At 66.7% G+C, this 21,693-nt stretch carries 18 protein-coding genes; 10 read left to right on the top strand and 8 right to left on the bottom strand.

Going from position 1 to position 21,693, the window contains the following annotated elements:
• Positions 1-4: 4 nt before the first annotated feature.
• Both U1703_RS00445 and U1703_RS00440 read right to left on the bottom strand, forming a co-directional pair.
• On the bottom strand, positions 5-862 hold the full coding sequence (locus U1703_RS00445; RefSeq protein WP_332784130.1) for a glycoside hydrolase family 16 protein: 858 nt from the start codon (positions 860-862) through the stop codon (positions 5-7).
• Between the two features lie 76 nt (positions 863-938).
• Positions 939-1,742 (bottom strand): SDR family NAD(P)-dependent oxidoreductase, encoded by an 804-nt coding sequence (locus U1703_RS00440; protein ID WP_332784129.1) that lies wholly within the window; start codon positions 1,740-1,742, stop codon positions 939-941.
• Between the two features lie 152 nt (positions 1,743-1,894).
• Here U1703_RS00440 and U1703_RS00435 point away from each other — a divergent pair, with 152 nt between their 5' ends.
• The 3 genes from U1703_RS00435 (at position 1,895) to U1703_RS00425 (ending at position 7,447) form a co-directional block, all read left to right on the top strand.
• Positions 1,895-5,074, top strand: a complete 3,180-nt coding sequence (locus U1703_RS00435; RefSeq protein ID WP_332784128.1) for a helicase-related protein — start codon at positions 1,895-1,897, stop codon at positions 5,072-5,074.
• 61 nt (positions 5,075-5,135) lie between these two features.
• Positions 5,136-6,218 (top strand): L-glyceraldehyde 3-phosphate reductase, encoded by a 1,083-nt coding sequence (gene mgrA / locus U1703_RS00430; RefSeq protein ID WP_332784127.1) that lies wholly within the window; start codon positions 5,136-5,138, stop codon positions 6,216-6,218.
• Positions 6,219-6,331: 113 nt separating this feature from the next.
• Positions 6,332-7,447 (top strand): glycoside hydrolase family 43 protein, encoded by a 1,116-nt coding sequence (locus U1703_RS00425; protein ID WP_332784126.1) that lies wholly within the window; start codon positions 6,332-6,334, stop codon positions 7,445-7,447.
• A gap of 62 nt (positions 7,448-7,509) precedes the next feature.
• On the opposite strand, the gene U1703_RS00420 is transcribed toward U1703_RS00425, so the two are convergent.
• A complete protein-coding gene (locus U1703_RS00420) occupies positions 7,510-8,367 on the bottom strand; it encodes a hypothetical protein (protein ID WP_332784125.1) in 858 nt (285 codons plus the stop codon).
• 69 nt (positions 8,368-8,436) lie between these two features.
• Complete coding sequence (locus tag U1703_RS00415; protein WP_443025746.1) at positions 8,437-9,687, bottom strand: S8 family serine peptidase; 1,251 nt, start codon at positions 9,685-9,687, stop codon at positions 8,437-8,439.
• A gap of 124 nt (positions 9,688-9,811) precedes the next feature.
• Here U1703_RS00415 and U1703_RS00410 point away from each other — a divergent pair, with 124 nt between their 5' ends.
• The 6 genes from U1703_RS00410 to U1703_RS00385 all read left to right on the top strand — a co-directional run bounded on the left by U1703_RS00410 (position 9,812) and on the right by U1703_RS00385 (position 16,901).
• Positions 9,812-10,303 carry an RNA polymerase sigma factor gene (locus U1703_RS00410; RefSeq protein ID WP_443025745.1) on the top strand — a complete coding sequence of 164 codons (492 nt, stop codon included), beginning with the start codon at positions 9,812-9,814 and terminating at the stop codon, positions 10,301-10,303.
• Positions 10,300-11,010 (top strand): anti-sigma factor family protein, encoded by a 711-nt coding sequence (locus U1703_RS00405; RefSeq protein WP_332784122.1) that lies wholly within the window; start codon positions 10,300-10,302, stop codon positions 11,008-11,010. The genes U1703_RS00410 and U1703_RS00405 overlap by 4 nt, the downstream gene beginning before the upstream one ends.
• Positions 11,011-11,083: 73 nt before the next feature.
• The gene (locus tag U1703_RS00400; protein ID WP_332784121.1) at positions 11,084-12,100 is read left to right on the top strand and encodes an LLM class flavin-dependent oxidoreductase; all 1,017 of its coding nucleotides are present in this window, start codon (positions 11,084-11,086) and stop codon (positions 12,098-12,100) included.
• Positions 12,101-12,446: 346 nt separating this feature from the next.
• Entirely contained in the window at positions 12,447-15,197 is a 2,751-nt protein-coding gene (gene gyrA / locus U1703_RS00395) for a DNA gyrase subunit A (RefSeq protein ID WP_332784120.1), read from the top strand.
• Positions 15,194-15,544, top strand: a complete 351-nt coding sequence (locus tag U1703_RS00390) for a DUF952 domain-containing protein (RefSeq protein ID WP_332784119.1) — start codon at positions 15,194-15,196, stop codon at positions 15,542-15,544. Before gyrA ends, U1703_RS00390 begins: the two co-directional genes overlap by 4 nt.
• A gap of 73 nt (positions 15,545-15,617) precedes the next feature.
• Positions 15,618-16,901: a methyl-accepting chemotaxis protein gene (locus U1703_RS00385; protein ID WP_332784118.1), complete on the top strand. Its 1,284-nt coding sequence runs from the start codon at positions 15,618-15,620 to the stop codon at positions 16,899-16,901.
• A 4-nt stretch (positions 16,902-16,905) separates the two neighbouring features.
• On the opposite strand, the gene U1703_RS00380 is transcribed toward U1703_RS00385, so the two are convergent.
• Positions 16,906-17,340, bottom strand: a complete 435-nt coding sequence (locus U1703_RS00380) for a DUF488 domain-containing protein (RefSeq protein ID WP_332784117.1) — start codon at positions 17,338-17,340, stop codon at positions 16,906-16,908.
• A 74-nt stretch (positions 17,341-17,414) separates the two neighbouring features.
• Between U1703_RS00380 and trmFO the strand changes: the two genes are divergently transcribed.
• On the top strand, positions 17,415-18,809 hold the full coding sequence (gene trmFO / locus U1703_RS00375; RefSeq protein WP_332784116.1) for a methylenetetrahydrofolate--tRNA-(uracil(54)-C(5))-methyltransferase (FADH(2)-oxidizing) TrmFO: 1,395 nt from the start codon (positions 17,415-17,417) through the stop codon (positions 18,807-18,809).
• On the opposite strand, the gene U1703_RS00370 is transcribed toward trmFO, so the two are convergent.
• From U1703_RS00370 to U1703_RS00360, 3 genes are all read right to left on the bottom strand, one after another.
• Positions 18,718-19,209, bottom strand: a complete 492-nt coding sequence (locus U1703_RS00370) for an EF-hand domain-containing protein (protein WP_332784115.1) — start codon at positions 19,207-19,209, stop codon at positions 18,718-18,720. The genes trmFO and U1703_RS00370 overlap by 92 nt on opposite strands.
• Before the next feature lie 272 nt (positions 19,210-19,481).
• Positions 19,482-20,174 carry a squalene/phytoene synthase family protein gene (locus U1703_RS00365; RefSeq protein ID WP_332784114.1) on the bottom strand — a complete coding sequence of 231 codons (693 nt, stop codon included), beginning with the start codon at positions 20,172-20,174 and terminating at the stop codon, positions 19,482-19,484.
• 88 nt (positions 20,175-20,262) lie between these two features.
• Positions 20,263-21,693 (bottom strand): pyruvate dehydrogenase complex E1 component subunit beta, encoded by a 1,431-nt coding sequence (locus U1703_RS00360; RefSeq protein ID WP_332784113.1) that lies wholly within the window; start codon positions 21,691-21,693, stop codon positions 20,263-20,265.

Raw genomic sequence — 21,693 nt, 5'->3', positions numbered from 1 at the left:
GGATTCAGCGCTTCCAATAGCGGACGTAATCGACCTTCATCACCTGCGGCAGGGCCGCGTCGTCGACACCCTTCTGCCCGCCCCAGTCGCCGCCGACCGCCAGGTTCAGGATCAGCGAATAGGGGCGGGTGAAGGGCCAGGCCGCCGCCCCGCCCGGCTGGTCGTTCTTCACCCGCATATAGGCGCGGCCATCGACGCCGATGGTAATCGTGTCGGGCCTGCAATCCAGTTGATAGCGATGATAGGTCGAGCACGCGCCCGCCACGCGAACCTCCGCGCCGCGCTGGGTCTTCAGCCGGTGGTTGAAGGCCGCCGAATGGACGGTCGCATGGATGACGTCGGGGTTCCAGCCGACCATTTCCATGATGTCGATCTCACCGCCGTCGGGCCAGCGTGATCCGTCCGTCGGGAGCAGCCAGATGGCAGGCCACATGCCCCGCCCGCAGGGTAGCTGCGCGCGAACCTCATAGAAGCCATAGCCCAACGGCTGACGCGAGACGAGCTTGGCGGAGGTGTAGCGTTGCCCGCCCCAATCGGTCGCGTCACTCAGGCTTTCGACGCGGGCCTCGATGACCAGTGCCCCCTTTTCGACCCGCGCGTTGGACCGTTCCGGCCCGGCATAATATTGCAGCTCGTGATTGGGCCAGCCCTGCTTGTTCTGACCGGTATCCCAGCGCCAGCGGCGCGCATCGATCGATCGGGAGAACTCGTCGCCGAAACTCGGCCTACCAGACGGCGTGGCCATCGCCCCTTCATAGGCATAGTTGGTGGCACCAAGGGACGGCGCCGCAACTTGCTGCGCCGTAGCCGTACCCGCCGCCAGCACAGCCATCGCCGCCAGCCACCAACCCAAACAGCGCATCCGCATTCCCCTCACATCTTATGAGGACAGCGTAGCGCCCGCCGCTAGCGAACGCCACGCCGTTCGCGGCTAGGTATCAGCCCGCGATCGTGAACACCGAACCGGAATCTACCCGGATGCCCGCACCGTTGATGAAGCTGGCACGTTCGGACACCAGGAAGGCGACGGCGGCGGCCACTTCCTCGGGACGGCCACGTCGTTTCAGCGCCATGCCGGGGCGTTCTTCGTCGAGGAAACTGTCGATCGCCTCCTCGACGCTGACGCCCTTTTCCTCGGCGCGCTTCTCCATCATCTTGTCGGTCATCGGCGTCGCGATGAAGGCAGGCGACACCGTGTTCACCAGGACATTGTCGGGGCCGTACGCCTTGGACAGACCCTTTGCCAGGCTGAGGATCCCGGCCTTCGCGGCACAATAGGGCAGCTCGTCGATATAAGGCTGCACCGCATCCTCCGAGGCGAATAGGACCACGCGGCCCCAACCCTTCCTGCGCATCGCCGGGATCGCCTCGCGGCACATGCGGACCGCGCCCATCAGGTCGATGTCGAGTGTATCCTGCCAGCCCTTGTCATCGATTTCCAGGAAGTCGCCGGTCGCACCCGTCACCCCGGCCGCGTTGACGTAGATGTCCGGTTCGCCGAGCCGCTCGCGGACCTCGGCCCAAAGCGCGGTGACGTCATCCGTCCTGGTCACATCGCCGGTCACCGCGATCAGCTGGCCAAGCGATTTCAGCTCCTCGACCGCCTCGTCCAGCGTGCCGCCGGGCTTGTCGGTCAGGGCGACCTTCACCCCCGCCTCGAGCAGCAGCCGCGCGGTTTCCTTGCCCATTCCCGAGTCCGCGCCGCTGATCAGCGCGATACGCCCCTTGATACCCAGGTCCATCGTCTCTCTCCTCGAAATCCCGGTCTTCAAGAAACTGCGCGACATAGAGTTCCGTTTTGGGGGACGGATAAGTCTTTGACCGCACGGGGAACAGCGGCACGCTCCGCCCGTTCGCCTTGTCCCTGTTCCACCGGAGTGATCGTCCGTTGCGCATGTTGTCCAAGGTCGAAATCGCCACGCTGTCGCCGTCGGAGGACGCGCCCCACGTCAAGCTGGGCATCGCCGAACTGGCGGCCGGGGCAGCGGAGGTGCTGGAGCACAACGACATCATCCTGGCGGTCACCGACGAAACCCGCGCCCTCGCCACGGTTCGCATGTTGGAGGCCATGGCGGGGGATGCGACGATCCTGTTCTTTCCCGGATCGGACGCGTTGCCCGGTGACCATGCCCCCGCCTCGCCTGCCAATGTCGGGCAGCGGGTATCGGCGCTCCACCGCCTGCGCGCCGCCTTGCGGGACAAAAAGCGCGGCCGGATCGCCCTCGTCACCTCGGGCGAGGCCTTGGCGCGCGCCCTGCCCTCTCCCGAGACGTTCGCGGCCGAGCCGCCGTGTGTCGCAACGGGCGATGCCTGTGACCTGGCCGAACTATATGCCATGCTGCTCGACCTGGGATATATCGCCGACGAACGCGTCGACGAGCCCGGCGAGGTCGCAACGCGTGGCCAGGTGCTGGACGTGTTTCCGGCGGATGCCGAGCAGCCCTTGCGGATCGAGGTCGCGGAGGGGCGCATCACCGCCATCCGCTCCTACGACCCGGCCGACCAGCGCAGCACCGGGGAGATCGAACGGCGCGAACTGGGCCGGGTTTCCGAGCCGTCGCTGGGCTCCAAGGCAACCAGCCTGCTCGACCATCTGCCCGAGGCCTGCGTCGTCATCGAACCGGCGGCCGACGAACGCCGTCGACGCCTGTTGCTGCTGAGCGCCGACGTTGCGCAGCGCGGATCGAAGCGCGCGGCGCGCGACATGATCGGCGACAGCGCCTGGAAAAAAGCGCTGAAGGACCGGCAGACGACCCAGATCGTCCGGGCGGACACACCGCCGCCGCGCTTCGTCGAGCAGCCGCGTCCCTTGCGCGACTTCGCCGTGGCCGCACGTGCCGCGATGAAGGGAGGGCAGTCTGTCGTCCTGATCGGCAGCGAACGGGACCTGCGCTTCCTGGGGCGGCGGGTCGACAACGTTCTCCGCACGACCGCGCGGCGTGTCGGCCATTGGCGCGAGGTGGCGGCGGCCGAGCCCGCCAGCCTGCTGACCCTGATCGCCCCCGCCGAGCGCGGGTTCGTCCGCGACGGCGTGATGGCAGTCAGTGCCGCTGATTTGCTGGGCAGTCGCGCCGACCGGGAAGACGGCGCGGCGCGCTTCGTCGACCTGTCGCTGATGCAGACCGCGGAGATCAGGGTCGGCGACACCGTCATCCACGAGGATCACGGCATCGCCACCGTCATCGGGCTGGAGCCTGTCGATGCCGGTGACGGGGTTTCGGGCGATGCGATCAAGCTGGAATATGCCAAGTCCGCCACCCGTCTGGTGCCCGTCGCCGATGCCGACCGGCTGTGGCGTTATGGCGGCGAGGACGATGCGGTACGACTGGACACACTCGACGGCCGGACCTGGCAGGATCGGCGGCGCGGGGTCGACGAGGCGATCGCGGACACCGCGCGCCAGCTGACCGCGCTGGCCGCCGAACGCGCCGATCACCACGCCCCCGTCCTCGACCCCCCGGTCGCCGATTATGAGCGGTTCGCCGCCGGGTTTGCGTTCACCGAAACCCCCGACCAGTTGACCGCGATCGAGGCGGTGCGTGCCGACTTGGCCTCCGGGCGGCCGATGGACCGGCTGGTGGTGGGCGATGTCGGCTTCGGCAAGACCGAGATTGCCCTGCGCGCCGCCGCCGTCGCCGCGCTGGCCGGGCGACAGGTCGTCCTCGCCGCCCCCACCACCGTGCTGGCCCGCCAGCATCTGGAAAGTTTCACCGCGCGCTTTGCCGAGAGCGGCATTGCCGTGGCGGGCCTGTCGCGCCTCTCCACCGCTGCCGAGAAGCGGAAGGTCAAGGCGGGGCTGGCCGATGGCAGCATCCGGGTGGTCATCGGCACCGGCGCGGTGGCCGCCAAGGGTGTCGCGTACAAGGATCTGGCCCTTGTCATCGTCGACGAGGAGCAACGCTTCGGCGCGGCGGACAAGGCACGGCTGCAGGCGCTGTCGAACGCCCATGTCCTTACCATGACCGCCACCCCCATCCCGCGCACCTTGCAGTCCGCGCTGGTCGGGCTGCGCCAGCTATCGGTCATCGCGACGCCCCCTGCCCGCCGCCAGCCGATCCGCACCGCCGTATCGACCTTCTCGCCCGAGACGCTGCGTGCGGCATTGCTGCGCGAACGGTCGCGTGGTGGCCAGAGCTTCGTCGTGGTGCCGCGCATCGCCGACATGGCGCCGCTCGCCGAGCAGCTGGGCCGGATCGTGCCCGAGCTGGAGGTGATGCAGGCGCATGGCAAGCTGCCTGCCGCCGAGATAGACGATGTCATGGTCCGCTTTGGCCGGGGCGACGGCGACGTGCTGCTGGCGACGAACATCATCGAGGCCGGGCTGGACGTGCCCCGTGCCAACACCATGGCGATCGTCCATGCCGACCGCTTCGGCCTGTCGCAGCTCCACCAGTTGCGTGGGCGCGTCGGGCGTGGGCACCGTCGTGGCCAGGTGCTGCTCTTCGCCAAGGGTGAGGATGCGATCGCGCCACGCACCTTGAAACGCCTGCGCACCCTGGAAGCGTTCGACCGGTTGGGCGCGGGCTTCGCGATCAGCGCGCGCGACCTGGACATGCGCGGCGCGGGCGATCTGCTTGGCGATACCCAGGCCGGGCATATGCGACTGATTGGGGTCGAGCTCTACCAGCAGTTGCTGGAGGACGCACTGCGGACCGCCCGCGGCGAGACGGTTGAGCGCTGGACACCCGAACTGAATCTGGGGATCGAAGGGTGCCTCTCGGCCGAATGGCTACCCGACGAAGACCTCCGCCTGTCGCTCTACGCTCGGCTGGGGCGGCTGCGCGACGATGCCATGCTCGATGCCTTCGAGGAGGAGATGGAGGACCGGTTCGGGCCCCTGCCGCCCGAAGCGGAGACGTTGCTCGCGCTGGCCCGGCTGCGACAGCGGATGCGCGCCCTGGGGATCGCAAGGATTGACGCAGGGCCCGCCGCAATCGCCATGACTCCGCATGGCCGCGATGCCGACCTGAGCGGTATCGACGGGCTGGAGGAAAAGGATGGGCGCTATCTGCTCAAGGAGCGGCACGACGACCCGACCGAACGGCTCGAACGCCTGATGACGCTGTTGGACTGATGGGCGTTGGCGCGGTCCTGCGCCGGCCCTAGAACGCCGCCGAGACGAGAGGAAACCTGTTATGCCCTTCCCTACGCCCTATGCCGCCGATCCGGCCCGCTATGACGGGCGCATGCCCTATCGCCGGACGGGGCGCAGCGGCCTTAAGCTGCCCGCGATCAGCCTGGGGCTGTGGCAGAATTTCGGTGGGACCGACGTGTTCGAAACCGGCCGTGCCGTGCTCCGCCGCGCCTTCGACCGTGGCGTCACCCATTTCGATCTCGCAAACAATTACGGCCCGCCCTACGGATCGGCGGAGGAGAATTTCGGGCGTGTGCTGGCCAGCGACCTCGCCGCGCACCGGGACGAATTGATCCTGTCGACCAAGGCGGGCTGGGACATGTGGCCCGGTCCCTACGGCGATATCGGATCGTCGAAGAAATACCTCATCGCCAGTTGCGACCAGAGCCTGAAGCGGATGGGTGTCGACTATGTCGATATCTTCTATTCGCACCGCGTCGACGCGACGACGCCGCTGGAAGAGACGATGGGCGCGCTGGTCCAGCTGCACCGACAGGGCAAGGCGCTCTATGTCGGCATCTCGTCCTATGACGCCGGGCTCACCCGCCGCGCCGCCGCGATCCTGGCGGAGGAAAAGGTGCCGCTGTTCATCCACCAGCCAAGCTATTCGATGCTCAATCGATGGATCGAGCGCGATCTGCTGGCGACGCTGGAGGATCTGGGCACCGGCTGCATCGCCTTTTCGCCATTGGCGCAAGGGATGCTGACCGGGAAATATCTGAACGGCGTGCCGGACGATGCCCGCGCCAATCGCGGCGGCTCGCTCTCGACGTCGCTGCTGACCGAGCAGAATCTGGCGGCGATCCGGCGGCTGAACGACATTGCCTCGGCACGCGGGCAGACGCTGGCCCAAATGGCGATCGCCTGGGTCCTGCGCGATCCCAGGGTGACCTCGGCATTGATCGGCGCGCGGACCGTCGAGCAGCTGGACGACTCACTCGATGCGATTGCGCGGCTTGATTTCACGGATGACGAACTGGCGGCGATCGACCAAGCGGCGGCGGATGGCGGCATCAATCTGTGGGCCGAATCCTCCGACATTGAAACGCTTCCCGCTGCCCAGGGCATATCTGGGCGGCCGTAAGATCTCCGGGTATCAGCGCCAACAGGTTAGACCTTTTGTAACATCATCCGAAAAAACAGGATTGGCATTTGTCCGACAGTTGACTTAGCCTCCCCCAAAAGCAGGAGAGGATCATGAGACTGACGTTGAGGATGGGCAGCGCGCTGGTCGCGCTGTTTGCCGCCACCACGCTGCACGCCAGCGGGCAGGCCCCGGAGGCTGCCCCACGACGGCTGGAGATCGTCGCCAAGGGGAACTTGCCCCGGCCACCCGCCGCCCGTGACGCGCGCACGGCCTATCTGATGAGCTTCTTCACCGACGAAGATCATTCACTCCACTTCGCAACCTCGCGCGATGGTTACAGCTTCACCGACGTCAATGGTGGCAAGGCGGTGCTGTCCGGGCGCGACATCGCCGAGCAGAAGGGCATCAGAGACCCCCATATCATGCGCGGGCCGGACGGCGCGTTCTACATGTCGATGACCGACCTTCACATCTTCGTCAAGCGCGAAGGGCTGCGCGACACGGAGTGGGAACGGCCCGATCCGCAATATGGTTGGGGCAACAATCGCAACATGATCTTCATGAAGTCATACGACCTCGTTCACTGGACGATCGCGCGTGTGACGCCGTCCAAACTTTTCCCGCAATATCGGGACGCGGGCAATATGTGGGCGCCCGAGACGATCTATGATCCCGCCCGGCGCAAGCTGATGGTCTATTTCACGACGCGCGACGGCAACGGGCCCAACTATCTGGTCTATTCCTATGCCGATGCCGATTTCACGACGCTGACCGAGACGCCCAAGAAACTGTTCGACTATCCCGATCCCAAGGTGAACGTGATCGACGCGGACATCACCAAGGTCGGCGGCAAATACCACATGTTCTATGTCGCGCATCAGGCACCGGGCAATATCCGCCATTCGGAATCCTCGAAGATCAACCGCGACTGGACCAAAAGCCTGCGCAAGGTCGATCCCGAAACCGCTGCATCGGAGGCTCCCACCCTGTGGCGCCGCCACGGTACGAATACCTATGTCCTGATGTATGATGTGTTTGGTATCTCACCCAACAATATGGGATTTTCCGAAACGAGCGACTTCGTCACCTATCGTAATATCGGCCGGTTCAACGAACCCGGCTCGCCGATGAAGGCGACGAATTTCGACCGACCGAAACATGGAGCCGTCGTTGCCATCAGCCCGGCCGAAGCGACGCGGCTGGAGCAGCATTTCTCGCGCCCCTGAGCCTCACACGACTATGCGCCCGACTTGTTAGGTCGGGCGCATATCTATGTGACATTTCGGGGTTATCGGGCGGCGTTGTTCACTTCGCCCTGCCCCATGGTCGAGACGAGCACGCTGCCCGATCCCGAGAAGTTGGCGGCGGGCAGATTGGCGACCTTGTCGCCGACCTTGACCAAGACCCGCTCAACGGCACCTTGGGCGTTGGTGCGGACCGACTGAACCGCGCCGATCGCACGGCCCTGGGCATCGGTAACCGCCATGCCGCTGCCCACCGGGAAGGCCCCGCCGCGCGCCGCACCGCTACCTGCCAGCGCCAGATTTCCCGCCAGCGAGGCGTTGCCGCCACCCGCCGATGCGGCATCATTCGCACCAGCCGCCGCGCTGCTGCCGACCGCACCCGCCCGATTGGCGACATTGCCGACCGTCCCGCGCGCCCGGTTCGCGACCGCGCCTGCCGTGCTGCGGGTCCGCTCGGCGACGGTGCCGACGGCGTTCACCCCGCGTCCCGCGACGTCGCGAACGGCGTCGGTGCCGATCAACTGGGCATCGGCGCTTCCGCCCAGCGAACCCGATACCGCACCGTTCGCGCCGCCCGATTGACGTGTGGTGCGGGTCGCGCTGTCGACCGCCGTATCGCCCGCTGCGGTCCCGGAGGCGCTGACCCGGCCACGGCGCAGGTCGACATTGCGATCACCCCGCACCGATCCCCGCGCGCTTGCCGCATTGTCGGTCGCCACGCGGCCCTGACGGGTCGCACCGTCGAGCGTACCGGCTGCCGACCCGGTCAGGCCACCGGTCGCACCACCGAGTTGACCACCCAGTCCGCCGCCCAGGCCTGCCCCACCAAGCAGTTGTGCCGATGCAGGGGCCGCCAGCATAGCAACGGCCAGGATCGCGGTGCCGGACAGGAAATTCTTCATCGTCATTCTCCTCAACTTCTGGGATGACAACGAAACCAGCCGGGCATTTAATCCCACGACATGCGATTTTTATTCGGAAATCGTGCGACAGGCGCCGCAAACCATTCCACGACCTATGAATTTTTCTGCCCCCCGCAAGTTGGCTTTTCGCGCTTCCTCGTCGATCCTGGCCAGGGCACTGCGGATCTTATCGGGATCCGGCTGCGGATAAATGGCGGCGATCCGCCCCGCGACCAGGGGCGCGGCAAAGGACGTGCCACGCACCGCGAAGCGCCGCCCGCCGACGCCCGCCGCCAGCATGTCCGCCGCAGGCGCGACATAGTCGAGATGATCGGCCCGCCCCGCCTCGATCAGGGGGCGGTTGCGGCGATCCACGCCGCTGACCGCGACGACGCCGGGATAGGACGCCGGATAAGCGGGTGGAGACGCCGGGCCATTATTGCCCACCGCCGCCACGATGATCGTGCCCCGCGCACGCGCCGCCGCGACCACGCGAGCCAGTACCGGATTGGACGGCCCGACCAGGCTGATCGTCACCACCGGCACCCGCGCACCGACCAGCCAGCCCAGCGCCCTGGCGATCGCGGTCGCATTGCCGCCCGCCGGATCATCGCCATAGACATCGGCCGAGGCGATGCGTGCACCGGGCAATGCCCCACGGATGCCATGCCCGCCCGCAATCAAGGATGCGACCGCCGTGCCATGGTCGTTGGGTCGCGGAGCACCGCTGGCAAAGCCGCGCGTCATCGCGGCCCCCTCGACGCCGCCGTCGATCACCCCGACCATCGTGTCGGATGCCGCCGCCTGGCCCGTGACAGGCATGGAGGCCACTGGACGTCCGCCGCCGCTCGCCAGATATAGTTGATCGGCGCTGACCTCCCCCCCCAGCTTGCGAAGCTGGTCCAGCGCCCTTTTCAGCGGTAAACCCGACGGCACGCGCAACCGGACGAAGCCGACGCCCAGAACGTCATCCCGCTCGATCACCGCATAGCCCGCCAGCTTCGCCGCCGCGATCAGGGTATCGCTGGGCGCATCGACCACCACCTCCCCGGCGCGTGCCGGAAAACCCTGTGGGTCGAGCGTGATCGCGTCGGGATGCTGGCGTACAAGCTGCGCGAAGGCCTCGCGGCGCAGCGCCTCCAGACGGCTGGCCGTGGCGCGAACCGCATCGTCGACCGGCTGCAACAGGCCCTGGGCTCGGGGCACGCCCAGCGACGACAGGGCATCGGCGGGCGATGGCAAGCGAGGCAGCCCCCCGCCCAGCTGTGCCCGGCCGATGCCGGTACCGCCCGCGATCGTGGCCGTCGCCAACGCCAGCATCAGACAGGTCCGCCCCCGCCACCTCATTCCCGACCTTCCTCCATTCACGCTCTCCCATTGCCAAAATTGGCGTTGACATGGATTAAACGATCCTCGTCATCCGTTTCATCCCCACAAGAAGGAAATTGGCTTGGCCGCGTTCGAGAATGAGCTGTTGGCGTTGCTCCCGCGTCTGCGGCGGTTTGCGCGTTCGCTCACCCATGATGCGGCGGATGCCGATGATCTGTGCCAGGTCACGATCGAAAAGGCGCTGCTGGCGCGAGCGTCGTGGCAGGCGGGGACGAGATTGGATAGCTGGATGTACCGGATCATGCGCAACGCCTGGATCGACACCGCCCGCGCACGCCGCCGCGCTGCGGAAACCTTCGTCGCAGAAGACGCCGGGCTGTCCGTCGGTGCGCAGGGCAATGCCGAGGCGCGGGTCGCGCTGGGCGAAGTCGACGCCGCCATGCGCGCTCTGCCCGACGACCAGCGCGAGGCGGTCGCCCTCGTCCTGGTCGAGGGGCTGGCCTATAAGGAGGCGGCCGAAATACTGGACATTCCGATGGGAACGCTGACATCGCGCCTGGTGCGCGGACGTCAGGCGCTGATGGCGCGGCTGGGAGAAGCGGCATGACGATCGAACCCGAACTGCTCATGGCCTATGCCGACGATGCGCTCGATCCGCTGACCGCGAAACGGGTCGAACGCGCCGTTGCCGCCGATCCGACCCTGGCCGAGGAGGTCGCGCGCCACCGACGCCTGCGAGCCACGATCGCGCAAAACTATGCTCCGATCGCGGACGAACCCGTGCCCGATCGGCTTGCCGCGCTGCTGACCAGCAATGTCGTGCCGATGCCGGCACCAGCGCCCCGCGCCGCTTCCCGCTTCGCGCTGCCGCATTGGCGGTCGGCGGCGGCGATGGCGGCCTGCCTGGTCGTCGGCGTCTTCGTCGGACAGGGACTCGACTGGAGGTTCGACCAGGGGCCGATCGCGGCCAAGGGCGATGGCCTCTATGCCGCCGGATCGCTGGCCCGCGCGCTCGATGATCAGGCGAGCGGCGGCACCGGCCCGGTACGGGTCGCGGTCAGTTTCCGGGCCAGCGACAACGGGTTCTGCCGGGTCTTTCAATCGGCGCAGGCGGACGGGATCGCCTGTCGCGACCCTCAGGGCTGGGCGCTCCGGCGTACCATGCCGGGCACCCCGCCCGCCACGAACGGCGGCTATGCCCAGGCAGGCTCGTCGGATGCCGAACTGATGGCGGCTGCGCAGAACATGATGGCCGACATGCCGCTGGATGCGGCGGGCGAGAAGGCGGCGATGGCCAAGAACTGGCGTCGCTGACGGCGGTTTTCGGAAAGCGATCGTTTCCGCGCGACCGGCTGGACCGGATACGCATGCGACCTATCTTGAGCCCATGAAAAAGATCGGTTTCCTGTCGTTCGGCCATTGGTCGCCCTCGCCCCAGTCCGCCACGCGCTCGGCGCAGGACGTGCTGCTCCAGTCCATCGACCTGGCCGTCGCGGCCGAGGAACTGGGCGCGGACGGTGCCTATTACCGGGTGCATCACTTCGCCCAGCAGCTTGCCTCCCCCTTCCCGCTGCTCGCCGCGGTGGGAGCCAGGACGTCGCGGATCGAGATCGGCACCGGCGTGATCGACATGCGCTACGAAAACCCGCTCTATATGGTCGAGGATGCGGGCTCCGCCGACCTGATCGGCGGCGGCCGCCTGCAACTGGGCATCAGCCGGGGCTCGCCCGAGCAGGTGATCGATGGCTGGCGGCATTTCGGCTATGGCCCGGCACAGGGCGAGACGGATGCCGATATGGGCCGTCGCCATGCCGAGGTGTTCCTGCACCTGTTGAAGGGCCAGGGCTTCGCCAAGCCCAGTCCGAACCCGATGTTCCCGAACCCGCCCGGCCTGCTTCGGCTCGAGCCGCATTCGGCGGGCTTGCGCGATCGCATCTGGTGGGGATCAGCGTCGAACGCCACCGCCATCTGGGCGGCCAAGCAGGGCATGAACCTGCAAAGCTCGACCCTGAAGGCCGATGAAAGCGGCGAACCTTTCCATGTCCAGCAGGCGAAGCAGATCCGCGCCTATCGCGAAGCCTGGGCGGCGGCGGGTCATACGCGCACCCCGCGCGTCTCGGTCTCGCGTTCGATCTTTGCGCTGACCACGGATCAGGACCGCGCCTATTTCGGCCGCGACACCAGCCAGGATCAGGTCGGCGTGATCGACAACATGCGCGCCGTCTTCGGCCGTTCCTATGCCGCCGAGCCCGAGCGGCTGATCGAACTGCTGCGCGCGGACGAAGCCATCGCGGAGGCCGATACGTTGCTGCTGACCGTCCCCAACCAGCTGGGTGTCGATTACAATGCGCATGTCATCGAGAATATCCTGCGCCACATCGCCCCGGCGCTCGGCTGGCGCTGAGGCACCGCGGCCTGGCTTGCCGCAAAGGCGTGCGAGAACGGCCGAATTTATCGTTCGGATTACAGGATCGTAACATCCGAGACATTCTCGCGAAAGCCGTCGGATAGCATAAGACCCGTGCTGGCCACCGTTCACTCCCGTCGGTGGCCAGTATCCTGCAAGTCCCGCGAACCTGCTGCCGAGGGGGGAGCACTGCCGCCGGGCCCATCCCCGCCGCCCCGTCCCGCCGCCGCCGTTCCTCCCGAACGGCCCCTCGCGAATGGGTTGAGCGGGGGTGGTCAGGCGGCTCACGCTGGTCTAGTACCTCTGGCTCCCATCTGACCATCAAGCCGGAAAGCAACAGACTTTGGCCGACGAGACGACCCTCGCGGAACCTTCCGATATTTCGACGATCTCCATCGTCGACGAGATGAAGTCGAGCTATCTCGACTATGCGATGAGCGTGATCGTGGCGCGTGCGCTGCCCGACGTGCGTGACGGCCTGAAGCCCGTCCATCGCCGTATCCTCTATTCGGCCGCCGAGAGCGGCTTCGTCGCGGGCAAGCCGTACCGCAAGTCGGCGCGCATCGTCGGTGACGTGATGGGTAAATACCATCCGCACGGCGACAGCGCGATCTACGACGCGCTGGCCCGCATGGCGCAGGACTGGTCGATGCGCGTGCCGCTGATCGACGGTCAGGGCAACTTCGGATCGATGGATCCCGATCCGCCCGCCGCGATGCGCTACACCGAGGCGCGTCTGGCCAAGGTCGCCAATTCGCTGCTCGACGATCTCGACAAGGACACGGTCGACTTCCAGCCCAACTATGACGGCTCGGAGCGCGAACCCTCGGTCTTGCCCGCCCAGTATCCGAACCTGCTGGTCAACGGCGCGGGCGGTATCGCGGTGGGCATGGCGACCAACATCCCGCCGCATAACCTGGGCGAGGTGGTCAATGCCTGCCTGGCCTATATGGAAAACGGCGCGATCACGGTCGAGGAACTGAACGAGATCGTTCCCGCCCCCGATTTCCCCACCGGCGCGCTGATCCTGGGCCGCTCTGGCGCGCGCTCGGCGTACCAGACCGGACGCGGCTCGATCATCGTTCGTTCGCGGCACGAGATCGAGGAGTCGCGCGGCGACCGCCGGGCGATCGTCCTGACCGAAATCCCGTTCCAACAGGGCAAGAACGCGCTGGTCGAGAAGATCGCCGAGGCCGCCAAGGAAAAGCGGATCGAGGGGATCAGCGACATTCGCGACGAGTCGAACCGCGAAGGCGTTCGCATCGTCATCGACCTGAAGCGCGACGCGACCCCCGAGGTCGTGCTCAACCAGCTCTGGCGGCACACGCCCGCCCAGACCAGCTTCCCGGCCAACATGCTCGCCATTCGCGGCGGGCGGCCCGAGCTGCTCAACCTGCGCGACATCATCCAGGCCTTCGTCCAGTTCCGCGAGCAGGTGATCACCCGACGCTCGAAGTTCGAACTGGCCAAGGCCCGCGAGCGGGCGCACATCTTGCTGGGCCTCGTCATCGCGGTGACGAACCTGGACGAGGTGGTGCGCATCATCCGGGGTTCGGCCTCGCCGGTCGCCGCACGCGAAGCGCTGCTCGCACGCGAATGGCCGATCGCCGAGATCGCGCAGTATATTCGCCTGGTCGAAGCGGTCGAGCATGAGGGCTTTGGCGACACCTATCGCCTGTCGGAAACCCAGGTTCGCGCGATCCTCGACCTGCGCCTGCATCGCCTGACCGCGCTCGGCCGTGACGAGATCGGCGACGAGTTGAAGGGTCTGGCGGACTCGATCACCGAGTTGCTGGCGATCCTGGCCGACCGCGTGAAGCTGTACGAGGTCATGCGCGGCGAGTTGGTGGCAATCCGCGACCAGTTCGCGACCCCGCGCCGCTCGGAAATCGCTGCCGCCGCCGATGGCATCGACGACGAGGACCTGATCGAGCGTGAGGACATGGTCGTCACCGTGACCATGCAGGGCTATATCAAGCGCACCCCGCTCGATGCCTTCCGCGCGCAGAACCGGGGCGGCAAGGGCCGCTCGGGCATGGCGACCAAGGACGAGGACGTCGTTACCGAGCTGTTCGTGACCAGCACCCACACGCCGGTCCTGTTCTTCTCGAACCATGGCAAGGTCTATCGTTACAAGGTGTGGCGCCTGCCCGAGGGCGGGCCTGCGACCCGTGGACGACCGATGGTCAACCTGCTGCCGCTGGCACCGGGGGAGGTCATCTCCACCGTCCTGCCGTTGCCGGAGGACGAGGCGGAATGGGGTGCCCTGCATGTCATGTTCGCCACCGCCAAGGGCGCGGTGCGCCGCAACTCGATGGACGCGTTCACCAACGTGCCGTCCAACGGCAAGATCGCGATGCGCTTCGACGACGAGAGCGAGGATCGCCTGATCGGCGTCGCCTTGCTGGGCGCGGAGGACGACGTGCTGCTCGCCACGCGTTGCGGCCGCGCGATCCGTTTCGCGGCGGACGATGTGCGCGAGTTCCAGAGCCGCACCTCGACCGGCGTGCGTGGCATCACGCTGAAGGACAATGACGAGGTCATCTCGCTGTCTGTCCTTCACCGCGTCGGCACCACCCAGGACGAACGCGAGGCCTATCTCCGCTTCGCCCCCTGGAAGGGCGAGAAGGAAGGCGAGCCCGAGCTGTCGGTCGAGCGGTATGACGAGCTGCGCAATTGCGAGCAGTTCATCCTGACCGTCTGCGCCAATGGCTATGGCAAATTGTCCTCGGCCTATGAATATCGCCGCACAGGCCGTGGTGGCCAGGGCATCACCAATATCGACAATATCGCCCGCAACGGCGATGTCGTCGCCAGCTTCCCGGCGGCCAAGGGGCATCAGCTGATGCTCGTCACCGACCAGGCCAAGCTGATCCGCATGTCGCTGGCGAGCCTGCGCGTCATCGGCCGCGGCTCGGCGGGTCTGCGGCTGTTCAACGTGGCACCGGGTGAGCATGTCGTCTCGGCCGCGCGCATCGAAGAGACCGAGGAAGACGCCGAGATGAACCTGGCCGACGGCACGCAGGAGATCGCGCCCGAGCCGGACGCAGTCATCGGCGAGAACCTCGCCGCCGGGCCGGAGGATGGCGAGTGACCCGGCCGACCACCGCCTATAAGGTGCTGACCGCCGATCAGATGACGGCGTTGGAGCAGGAGGGCGTCTTCACGGGCGCCCCGGTGGACAAGGCCGATGGCTATATCCACCTCTCCACCGCCGCCCAGCTGACCGAGACGGTGGACAAGCATTTCGCCGGGCAGGACGACCTGCACATCGCGGCGGTCGACCTGGAGGCCATGGGCGAGGCGGTGAAGTGGGAAGAGAGCCGTGGCGGCCAGCTCTTCCCGCATCTCTATGCCGATCTGCCGCTGTCGGCGGTCGTCGCCTATGGCCCGATGCGGCGCGATGACGACGCAACGGTACGTCTGCCCATTTCGGGCTGAACGACCGTTTCGTCATCGAAACGTCACCAAACCCTAACACGACATTTACCGGTGACCGGTAGACAATAGGGCAATGAAGCCGCCCTTCTTCTCTACCGGCCCCAATTCGGCCGAATGCCCGGTGATCGCGGCCGGGGAGACGTTGACCGCGGCCATTGCGCTGTTCCGCCAGTATCCCGACATGCGGCTGCTGCCGGTCCTCGATGACGACCAGCGGCCGATCGGCGCCATTCGGGAGCGCGACGTGAAGGGGCTGCTCTACAATCCGTTCGGCCATGCGCTGTTGCAGAACCCCGATTTTGGCGCGTCGTTCACCGGCTATGTCCGGGCACATCCCTGTTGCGAACATGACGTGCCGTTGGCTGAAAAGCTGGCGTTGCATGCCGATTGGGACGCGCCCGACGCGCTGATCCTGACCGATCGGGGGCGGTTCGCCGGGCTGCTGGATGCCGCGACCCTGGCACGCCATGCCGTCGATGCGCAGACGGCCCTGGCTCGCGAGCGTATCGCCCGCGCCGAGCGGGTCGACGCTGCGGCTCGCCAGTTCAACACGGACATATCCATCCTCTCCGACACGTTGCTGCGCGCGACCGGCGACATGACGGCCATGGCCCGCGAGTTGGGCGGTTATGCAAACGCCACGCACCGGGGGGCCGAACGCATGACCCAGGCGATGGAGGATACCGGCCAGGCGCTGGGCGATATCGCACGACGCGGTCACGGCCTGGCCGCCACCTTTGCCGCGATCACCCGCGACATGGAGCAGGCCCGTGTCATTCGCAACGCGGTGCGCGACCAGATCACCGCCACCGATCAGCGGGCAAGCGCACTGGCGGACAGCGCGACCGCGATCGACGCACTCCTTGCACTGATCGAAGGGGTGGCGGCGCGCACCAACATGCTTGCGCTCAACGCCGCGATCGAGGCGGCACGAGCCGGAGACGCGGGGCGCGGCTTTGCGGTGGTCGCGCATGAGGTCAAGGCCCTGTCCGGCCAGACCCGCGCCGCCGCGCAGGATGCGACGCGCAACGTCGCGGAGGTGAAGACGCACCTTCATGCGCTGCTGGCCGAACAATCCCGGTTGAACAAGGGCATCGACCAGATAGGCACCCTGTCGCATTCGATCGACCAGTCGGTCGCGGACCAGGCGGTGGCGACGACCGCGATCGCGGCGAATGTAGACCAGTCGGTCGCCGCCGCCCGGCAAATGGGCCAGCAGGTTCAGCAGATCGAGGCCGACGCCACGCGCATCGACCATGACGCGGGCGCGCTCCTGACCTTGGCCGATGCCCTGGGGCGAATGATCGACACGTTGCGCGGCCGTACCGCGCTGTTCGTCGAGACAGTCGCCGCCTGACCGATCAGACGTAGAGGTCGACGACCGTCACCCCCTGCCCCACCGCCTCCAGCAACAGCGTCCGGTGGCAATGACAGGGATCGCGCTCGAAGCAGAGCAAAACACTGGGTTTCTCCCCTGCCAGATCCAGCATCCGGGCGGCGGCCGCCTGCGCCTCGGGCAAGGCAAGCTGGTCGTCGTAAACGTCACTCAACGTCCCCACGTCACCCTTCTTGGCCGCATCGCGTCCGCGCTTCGGCGTGCCCAGATCCTTCAGATGGACATATTCGATCCCGACTTCCTTCAGGGCGGCGGCAAGCGGCGATTTGGAAAAGCCCGGCCGCCGCGACAGTGGCAAGGCGCGGACGTCGATCAACCGCGCAACCCCCGCCTGCTTCAGCGTCGCCAGAAAGCCGTCGACGGTCGCGCCTTCATAGCCGATGGTAAAGATGGTTGTCATCGAACCGAGGTGGGGAGCCGAGTCGGGCGCGCCAAGTCCTTCCAACCTGAGGCTTCCGGGTTTAAGGCAGCGCGATGACGTATGACATTCATGTGATCGGTGGCGGGCTTGCAGGCTCGGAGGCCGCTTGGCAGCTGGCCGAGGCGGGGCTGAAGGTGCGCCTCTCCGAAATGCGCGGCGGGGCGGACACGACGCCCGCCCATCATGGTGGCGACCTGGCGGAGCTGGTCTGCTCGAACTCCTTCCGTTCGGACGATGCGACCTCCAACGCGGTCGGCCTGCTGCATCAAGAGATGCGCGCGCTCGGCTCGATCATCATGGCCAAGGGCGACGTCCATGCCGTGCCGGCCGGTTCGGCACTGGCGGTCGATCGCGACGGCTTTTCGGGCGGCGTCACGGCGGCGCTGGCGGGGCATCACAACATCACCATCGTGCGCGAGCGGATCGACGCCCTGCCCGAAGGGCCGGCGATCATCGCGACCGGGCCGTTGACCGCGCCGTCACTGGCGGGCGGCATCGGCGAGGCAACGGGTGCGGAGGCACTGGCCTTTTTCGACGCCATCGCGCCCATCGTCCACCGCGAGTCGATCGACATGGAAGTCGCCTGGTTCCAGAGCCGTTGGAACAAGGGCACGGGCAAGGATTACATCAACTGCCCGATGGACAAGGAGCAATATTACGCCTTCCATCAGGCGCTGCTCGACGGTGAGAAGACCGAGTTTCGCGAGTGGGAAAAGAACACGCCCTATTTCGACGGCTGCATGCCGGTCGAGGTGATGGCCGAGCGCGGGGTCGAGACGCTGCGCTTCGGGCCGATGAAAGGTGTAGGGCTGGACGATCCGCGCACCGGGCGCTGGCCCTATGCCGTCGTCCAGTTGCGGCAGGACAATGCGGCGGGCACGCTGTGGAACATCGTCGGTTTCCAGACCAAGCTGAAATATGCCGAGCAGATCCGCATCTTCCGCACCATTCCTGGCCTCGAAAAGGCCGAATTTGCGCGGCTGGGTGGATTGCACCGCAACACCTTCATCCGCTCGCCGGAACTGCTGGATGCGACGCTGCGCCTGAAGGCGCGGCCGAACCTGCGCTTTGCGGGCCAGATCACGGGGTGCGAGGGGTATATCGAGAGTGCTGCGATCGGCCTGCTCGCCGGGCGTTTCGCCGCTGCCGAACTGACCGGCAGGACGATCGCGCCGCCACCGGTCGAAACGGCGCTGGGCGCGCTGCTCGGTCACATCACGGGCCTGGCGGAGGCCGAGACCTATCAGCCGATGAACGTCAATTTCGGCCTTTTCCCGCCCATCCCCGGCCGGACGAAGAAGGCCGATCGCAAGAAAATGTACACCGACCGCGCGCGCGAAGCGCTGCCCGGCTGGCTCAACTCTCTTCCGCCGGGCCCGCCTCCGGTGCCTCAGCCGGTGCCGTTCGTGCCGGTGGACAGTCCCGCCGAGCAGCCGGTCGACGCTTGACGGCGGTGGTGGCGAACTCGGGCGCGTTCATCGTGCCCGATTTGTCCCGGTCGGCGGTGGCGAATTTGGTCGTGGCCTTGATCGCCCATTCGTCGAAGGACAGCTTGCCGTCGCCGTCCCGGTCCAGCTTGGCATAGGCCTTGCGCCGGGCGGCGAGATATTCCTCGCGGGTAATCGTGCCGTCGCGGTCCTTGTCGTAACGGTCGAAGCGCTTCTGCTCGCGGGTCTTGGCGGACGCTTCGGGGAGGGGCGCGTCGTCATCGACCGTCTGCGCAGCGGGGCCCGAAGCGGCACTGGCGGCGGGAAGCGGGGATGGTGCATCGGGACGGCTGCCCCACAGGAACAACCCTGCCCCCACCAGCACGAGCGTGCCCAAGCCACCCGCCAGATAGCGCCACATCTTCGTCTCCCCCCGTCTGACCCGCTATGGTTAACCAGGGTCGGGGATGGGCGGCAAGGCAATTCCCTTGGCCTTCGACTTCGCTCAGGCGGAACGGACGTTGGGTGCAACTCCTCCCCACCGTGTCCACCCCGGCGAAGGCCGGGGCCCAGTATCTCCGAAGCCGGTGGCGCGCTCCTCATTCGAGTGGGAGGCAAGGGCCCGACGCCTTCAATAAGGCACCGCTACTGGACCCCGGCCTTCGCCGGGGTAGATAGCGGGATAAGGGTCGTTCAGCGCCCCGTCAGGCCATGCCACGCCAGCCGCGTAGCCCGCAGCGGATGGCCCGGCAAGCGATCCGGGTGGCGTAGACTTTCGCGCGCCAAGACCGCCAGGCCGGTCAACCCACGAGCAGGCTTGGGCGATTTTCGCGCCAGCACCGTATCCAATTCGGCCTCCGCCATTCCACCGGCCGACGCCGCGACCGCCTTATCGGAAAGATGCGACGCTAGATCGGCTTTGCCCCAAGCGACGCCTATCGCCTCCATCCCATCCACACTCAGCAGCTTGCCCGTGGCAGCAAATAGGACCCCGCCCCGCGCCTCGGCATGACGGGCGATCCGCTCCCCGTCCAATGGCTCGCCGTCATCGAGCAGCGCCTCCCACCCCTCGATCATCGGGGCGAGGTCCGCGCCCCTCACACCAGCAGGCAGCACCGACGCCCCCAGCCGCTGCAAAACCGGATGCGCAGGCGCAGGTTCTCGGTCGAGCTTTTCCAGCGCCTCATACCACCAGGTCAGGCGCATCTGGCCGATCATCGGCTCGGTCGTGCTTTGCAGGATCGAGGCAAGCTGGTGATCGAGATCGAGCAGCGCGGCAAACCCTTCACGCGCCGCTGCCGGAGCATAACCCACCGCCAATGCCTGTTCGCGCATGATCGCCTCAATGGCGGGATGGGGCGTGTCGGAAGCGAGGGTGTCGGTCATGACGCGCCCTTCGCACGGATGGCCTCCACGAAAAAGGGCCTCCCGGTTTCCCGGAAGGCCCCATTCCATTCACCGATCACCCCACGGCTCAGCCGCGATAGGTGACCTTCTTGACGGCGGCGACGACCTTGTTGGCATCGACCAGCGCCAGCTTCTCGAGGTTCGCGGCATAAGGCAGCGGCACGTCCTCGTTGGTCACGCGCAGCACCGGCGCATCGAGGTCGTCGAAGCCCTCTTCCATGACGACGGCGGCGATTTCCGACGCGATCGAGCAGGTGGGCCAGCCTTCCTCGACCACGACCAGGCGGTTGGTCTTGGCAAGCGACTTCAACACCGTCTTGGTGTCGAGCGGGCGCAGCGTGCGCAGATCGATGACCTCCGCGTCGATGCCTTCGGCGGCCAGCTTCTCGGCGGCTTCGAGCGAGACGCCCACGCCGATTGAGTAGGACACGAGCGTCACGTCCTTGCCCTCACGCATGATCCGCGCCTTGCCGATCGGCAGGACGAAATCGTCGAGCTTGGGCACGTCGAACGAACGACCGTACATCAGTTCGTTCTCAAGGAACACGACCGGGTCTTCCGAGCGGATCGCCGCCTTCAGCAAACCCTTGGCATCGGCCGCGTCATAGGGCGCGATCACGATCAGGCCGGGGACCGAGGCGTACCACGGGCCATAGTTCTGCGAGTGCTGCGCGCCGACGCGGCTGGCGGCACCGTTGGGACCACGGAACACGATCGGGCAGCGCATCTGGCCGCCGGACATATAGTTGGTCTTGGCGGCCGAGTTGATGATGTGGTCGATCGCCTGCATGGCGAAGTTGAACGTCATGAACTCGATCACCGGACGCAGGCCACCCATGGCCGCACCCGTGCCGACACCGGCAAAGCCGTATTCGGTGATCGGTGTGTCGATGACGCGACGGTCGCCGAACTCGTCGAGCAGGCCCTGCGTCACCTTGTACGCGCCCTGATACTGGGCGACTTCCTCGCCCATTACGAAGACGCGGTCGTCGGCGCGCATTTCCTCGGCCATCGCGTCGCGCAGCGCTTCGCGGACGGTGGTCTTCACCATCTCCGTGCCTTCCGGGATTTCCGGCGAGGCGGGCGCTTCCTGCTCGGCGGCGGCGACCAGCTTCTGCGTGCCGCTTTCCTGCTCGGCCGCAGCCGCACCTTCCGGCATCGGCGGAGCACTCTGGTCGGTCGCTTCGTTCTTCGGCGCGGCGTTGGCCGCATCACCCGAACGCGAACCCGACGCGGCGGCAGTCGCGACGTCCTCGCCCTCTTCGGCCAGCAGCGCGATGGCGGTGCCGACCTTCACATTGTCGGTGCCCTCGGCGACCAGAATCTTGGCGATCACGCCCTCATCGACGGCTTCGAATTCCATCGTCGCCTTGTCGGTCTCGATCTCGGCCATGATGTCGCCGGACTTGACCGTATCGCCTTCCTTCACCAGCCACTTGGCGAGCGTGCCCTCTTCCATCGTCGGGGAAAGGGCCGGCATCTTGATCTCGATCGCCAT

It is taken from the genome of Sphingomonas flavida (assembly GCF_036663655.1).
Classification (GTDB): Bacteria; Pseudomonadota; Alphaproteobacteria; order Sphingomonadales; family Sphingomonadaceae; genus Sphingomonas.
The sequence above is the reverse complement of the archived record's forward strand: the minus strand, read 5'-3'. Positions and strand labels throughout refer to the sequence as shown.